Source organism: Protofrankia sp. Cr1 (assembly GCF_963555865.1).
In the GTDB taxonomy this organism is placed as follows: domain Bacteria; phylum Actinomycetota; class Actinomycetes; order Frankiales; family Frankiaceae; genus Protofrankia.
Map to the genome: position 1 here is coordinate 1 of NZ_CAUVXO010000520.1, position 3606 is coordinate 3606.

Genomic DNA, 3606 nt, shown 5'->3' on the forward strand with positions numbered 1-3606 from the left:
CGCACACCACGGCGGCGGGCCGTACTCACCGCAGGCCCGCGCATCGATGGTCGACGCGGACCGGCGCCTAGGGGTCTTTCTCGACCTGCTCGACGAGCGCGGACTCACCGACGACACCGCCATCCTGCTGACCGCCGACCACGGCAGCGAAGGCGCGGACCCCGCGTGCACCGGCGACTGGGACGATGCCCTGCGGGCCGCCGGCATCCCCTTTCGCGACGAGGCCTACGGCTTCATCTACCTCGGCGCCCACGCTGCAGCCGAAACCTCTCCGACGGGGCCGCCGGCCGCACAGATATAGGTCAGGGGACCGCAGGCCGCCATCAGGACCGCCGGAAAAGCTGATAGCCGTCCACGGAACCGATCGGCGTGGCGGTCGCCGCGAAATCCCCGCCTGGCGGGGCGACAAACCGCCAGTCGCCGTCGGACCAGCGCAGCTCCGTGCGCTGATCGATCCGGATGATCCGTCCCGAGCTCGGATCGGGCTGGGAACCGGCGACATGCACGATCGCCACGTCCGGGGTGTAGCTCTCCCACCGGAACCCGTTGATCGCGATATCCGACCCGGTGATCAGTACGTCCGGGGGTGGAGTGGCGCCCACCCCGCTGCGGGCGGCGTCCCGCCGCGACACGGCCAGCAGACTGTCCCGGTCGGCGCCGGCCCCCACGACCTGCCGGGCGATCGTCGGCTCGAAAATCGCCGAACCGAACGGCCCCCCGACCCGGTACGGGATGTTGACCGCGGCGATCAGCGCGCCCAGCGGGGTGTGGCTGTAGCCCGACGCCAGGTAGCCGGCGGTGTCGTGCGGCCCGGCGCTCGCACTGACCGGCAGCTGCAGGCCGAAGAGGCTGGCGAACCGCACGTCGGAGAGATCCACCTGGGGAAGGATCGCCGCCGGTGGGACAGCCGACACCGACCCCGCCCCGGTGGCGGCGGGTGTGCCCGCCGCCACCGGCGACGGGGACGGGGCGGGCGCGCCGGGACCGCCCAGGTGCGCCCCGATCGCGATACCGACCGCGAGGACCACCACCACGACGGCGCCGAGCAGCAGCGGACGGCGGGAGACGGCAGCCATCTCAGCGGAACACACTCACGATGGCCGGGGCGGCCGGGAGCCACTGGTTCACCGTCGCCACAGTTCCCTCCCCGTTTCTCATCGTCGCAATTCGTACGCTAACAGTGGTAACGGTCGATGTGTCGGTCGCCCCGGCGGCCTGGACCACGAGTGTTGGCTGCGCCGACAGATCCGAAGTGGACTTACGAGCGTGATGATGCGCTCGGGTATGGGCAGAAGTCACCATCGGTGGGATCGGCCCCTCAGGGACCGGTGAGCGCGGCGCGGTGCGAGGCTGGTGGGGTGACGCTGTCGAAGAAGGCTGCCTGGTTCCTGGTCGCGGTGGGTGTCTGGTCGTGGGTGATCTGGCCGACGTTCCTGAAGAACATCTGGGCCGACGACCGGTCGTGGAGCGACGGTCCGACCGGGTTCTTCCTGGTGCACCTGGTGCTCACCACCGTCTCGCTCACGATCGGCACCGCCGTCGGCTGGCTCGGTATCCGGGGGATACGTGCCGGGCGGCGTGGCCACACCGATCACGCAACTCCGTCCGACCGCGATCTGATCGACTCCAGCCGCTGACCTGCGCCGACGCTCGGGACAGATCCTGGCTGCGAGTCGCTTCAAACAGTTGTAGCAAGCGTGCCTGGCCACCCTGGCCACCCTGGCCGCGGGCACGCACGCGCTGAGTGATGGCGGGTCGAGTGGAGCACGCAGGACCGCTATTCGGTTGCTTGTGAATGGCCTGGACCGGCACGGCTGATCCAGATGCGTTGTTTCTCGTCGTCGATGCAGTACCAGACACGTCCGGTTATGACGGTCGATGTAGGACGGGGCCGTCGCCGGGTAGCGGCCGGCTGAGGTCTGCGGTGAGGGCGGGATCCGCGTGGATCGCGGCGGTCTGCTTCCACTCGTGCGCGAGCTGGGTGAAGGGCGCCAGCACGCCGGCTTCGGCGCTTGCCTGCAGCCGGCGCAGGAGCGTGCTGACGCACTCCGCCTGCTCGTCGACGGGAAGCAGTTCAATCCATGGGAAGACGTCCGTGATCATGGCCGCGAGGACAGGGCGGGCCGCATCGTCGTGGAGGGTCTGTCTGAGGATGCGGGCGGTCAGCGCAAGCACCTCCTCGACGTCGGTGGCGCTGTCGGCCAGTTCGACCCCGCCCCGGTTTTCCTCGCTACTTGGAGAGCAGTACAGGGATCTCATATCCGGTGATTCCCTCTAGCCGCAAGGCTACTAGCCGCAAGGCTACCCTTCCTTGTTCGAATGCTTCCTCTACGCTCCTGGTAAACCCAAAGGCGCGATAGAAAGACGCCGCAAAGATGATCGATCATCTACTGCGTCGCTCATTCCGATGACATACCTGATCTCTTTGTTGATGGCCTCGACTTGATCTTGAGAGTAGCAAAAGTTGAGGAATACTACCTCTGCATTGCCGCGAAGAGTTGCAAATAGCGCTTTCAGTGCGGTCGGAGTGACCGGGCCGGTGTCTCGTCGTCTTCGCCGGCGACAGCCGGTGGGTCCCGGACGTGATCGTCGTGTTCGAGACCGTGCATGCGGCGGACGTCCACGCGGTGAGTTCGGGGATCGGAGACTGCGTAGTCGCGCCGATCTCATTCAGCCTCGACCGCGAGCCGCTGAGGCCGGTCCGGGGAACAGGGGGACGGCCGTGACCGGAGGCGTGGACGTGACGCCGCTGGCCGGTGGCGGTGAGACTGGCACCGCTTCCCTGCCTCACCGTCGGTATGTGATCGGTCTGCTGGAGCGCGACGCGGCGTACGCCAAGAACCCCAAGGGCGAGCCGCCTCTGTCGCTCCGCAACTATTGGCGGGCACTGGTCGACACGGACCACACGTTTCGGTCATCGCCGCTCAACATCTCCAGGATTTTTGTCGGATGTGCCGGTCATGCTTGATGGAGCAATCTCCACTGGTGAGGAGGCCGGCCTTGGCCAAGGCAGCCCGAGTCCTGGCGGCGCTGAAGCGCGACGGATGGGTCGAGGTCCGACGGAATGGTTCCCATCGTGTTCTTGTCAGGGGTGATCGGCGGGGCGTGTGGGCCTACCATGATGGTGTGGATCTCGGTGGCCCCGCCATGGCGCACGTCGCCAGGCACTTCGGGTACACCTTGGATGAGTTGAGGCGGCTGGAGAGGGGCGATCGGGGACGATGAGCGGACTGCGTGCGGAGTTCTTCTTCGATGACGAAGCCGGCAACTGGCACTTCCGCGTCCCGGCGTTGCACATCATCGGCGGCGGCACAGCCACGCGGGCGGAGGCGGAGAGTGAATGCCTCGATGCGGTTTCCTTTGCTTTGCAGGGCGATCCGAGTGAGTTCGACGCCGACGCCGACGCGGTCACCCTCGACGTGTCGGTCGCCCCGGCGGCCTGAACCACAAGCGTTCGGGCGCGGGGCTGGGGCGTGTCCTGAACCGGCGCGTGCTTCAGGAGCGCCAGGCGGTGAGCAGGTCGTTCGGGCCGAGGGCGAGGATGCCGGCCGTCGACGTGTTGGTACGGGTCACCGCGAGCAGGGGGGTCGAGTCGTCGGCGCCAGG

General features: G+C 67.7%; 7 protein-coding genes. 5 read left to right on the forward strand and 2 right to left on the reverse strand.

Annotated features, from left to right (window positions below; translation table 11 throughout):
- Window positions 1–301: alkaline phosphatase family protein (locus U9980_RS24980; RefSeq protein ID WP_322770165.1), on the forward strand; the 301-nt coding region annotated here is incomplete at its 5' end.
- A gap of 22 nt (window positions 302–323) precedes the next feature.
- On the opposite strand, the gene U9980_RS24985 is transcribed toward U9980_RS24980, so the two are convergent.
- The gene (locus U9980_RS24985) at window positions 324–1076 is read right to left on the reverse strand and encodes a hypothetical protein (protein ID WP_322770166.1); all 753 of its coding nucleotides are present in this window, start codon (window positions 1074–1076) and stop codon (window positions 324–326) included.
- 252 nt (window positions 1077–1328) lie between these two features.
- Here U9980_RS24985 and U9980_RS24990 point away from each other — a divergent pair, with 252 nt between their 5' ends.
- Complete coding sequence (locus U9980_RS24990) at window positions 1329–1637, forward strand: SCO4848 family membrane protein (RefSeq protein ID WP_416210393.1); 309 nt, start codon at window positions 1329–1331, stop codon at window positions 1635–1637.
- 229 nt (window positions 1638–1866) lie between these two features.
- Here the strand turns inward: U9980_RS24990 and U9980_RS24995 are convergent, their stop codons facing one another.
- On the reverse strand, window positions 1867–2259 hold the full coding sequence (locus U9980_RS24995) for a hypothetical protein (protein WP_322770167.1): 393 nt from the start codon (window positions 2257–2259) through the stop codon (window positions 1867–1869).
- 463 nt (window positions 2260–2722) lie between these two features.
- On the opposite strand from U9980_RS24995, the gene U9980_RS25000 reads away from it, so the two are divergent.
- From U9980_RS25000 to U9980_RS25005, 3 genes are read left to right on the forward strand one after another with little or no spacing between them, the layout of a single operon-like run.
- Window positions 2723–2968 (forward strand): hypothetical protein, encoded by a 246-nt coding sequence (locus U9980_RS25000; protein WP_322770168.1) that lies wholly within the window; start codon window positions 2723–2725, stop codon window positions 2966–2968.
- On the forward strand, window positions 2968–3225 hold the full coding sequence (locus U9980_RS28775; protein WP_416210394.1) for a type II toxin-antitoxin system HicA family toxin: 258 nt from the start codon (window positions 2968–2970) through the stop codon (window positions 3223–3225). The genes U9980_RS25000 and U9980_RS28775 overlap by 1 nt, the downstream gene beginning before the upstream one ends.
- Entirely contained in the window at window positions 3222–3443 is a 222-nt protein-coding gene (locus U9980_RS25005) for a hypothetical protein (protein ID WP_322770169.1), read from the forward strand. Before U9980_RS28775 ends, U9980_RS25005 begins: the two co-directional genes overlap by 4 nt.
- Window positions 3444–3606 lie beyond the last annotated feature (163 nt).

Bases quoted from the DNA above. Each gene is read 5' to 3' on its own strand.
- U9980_RS25005 (WP_322770169.1), top strand. From the start codon at position 3,222: ATGAGCGGACTGCGTGCGGAGTTCTTCTTCGATGACGAAGCCGGCAAC.
- U9980_RS24985 (WP_322770166.1), bottom strand. From the start codon at position 1,076: ATGGCTGCCGTCTCCCGCCGTCCGCTGCTGCTCGGCGCCGTCGTGGTG.
- U9980_RS24995 (WP_322770167.1), bottom strand. From the start codon at position 2,259: ATGAGATCCCTGTACTGCTCTCCAAGTAGCGAGGAAAACCGGGGCGGG.
- U9980_RS28775 (WP_416210394.1), top strand. From the start codon at position 2,968: ATGGAGCAATCTCCACTGGTGAGGAGGCCGGCCTTGGCCAAGGCAGCC.